This window comes from Bacillus sp. AFS001701 (assembly GCF_002559405.1).
In the GTDB taxonomy this organism is placed as follows: Bacteria; Bacillota; Bacilli; order Bacillales; family Bacillaceae_G; genus Gottfriedia.
This window is the reverse complement of sequence record NZ_NTZO01000675.1, coordinates 1-505: the sequence shown is the minus strand read 5'-3', so window position 1 is coordinate 505 and position 505 is coordinate 1. Positions and strand designations below refer to the sequence as shown.

The 505-nt window shown below is 35.2% G+C and carries 1 protein-coding gene; it reads left to right on the top strand.

Features of this window, described 5'->3' with window-relative positions:
- The coding region (locus CN514_RS24550) for an oligopeptide/dipeptide ABC transporter ATP-binding protein (RefSeq protein WP_353652094.1) at positions 1-332 on the top strand (332 nt) is incomplete at its 5' end.
- Positions 333-505 lie beyond the last annotated feature (173 nt).

Below are 505 nucleotides of genomic sequence, written 5' to 3'. Positions count from 1 at the left end.
CACATGATTTAGGTGTAGTAAGACATATTTCTGATCGAGTAATGGTAATGTATTTAGGTAAAATTGTTGAGATTGCCGATAAAAAATCTATATTCGAAAATCCGCAGCATCCTTATACACGTGCCCTCTTATCTGCTATTCCAGTACCGAACCCGGTACATCAAAGAGAAAGAATCATTTTAACAGGAGATGTACCTTCTCCAATCAATCCTCCAAGCGGCTGTCGTTTTCACACAAGATGCCCTTTCGCGATTGATATTTGCAAAACACAAGCACCTGAATTAAAAATATCTGAGCAAAATCATCAAGTTGCTTGTCACATAATTAATTAAATAGTATTCTTATAGGCATGAAGTGAAGGAAAAGAAGAGAATTGATTTAGCCATGTAGAAATTCTACTTCTATTAAAGATATTAAATGCTTATAAAATTAGATTAATCGAACGTTGTTTTGATCAAGATGTTCTAAGGCTCCTATGGAAAAAGGTGCGAAGGCTAGAGACTCC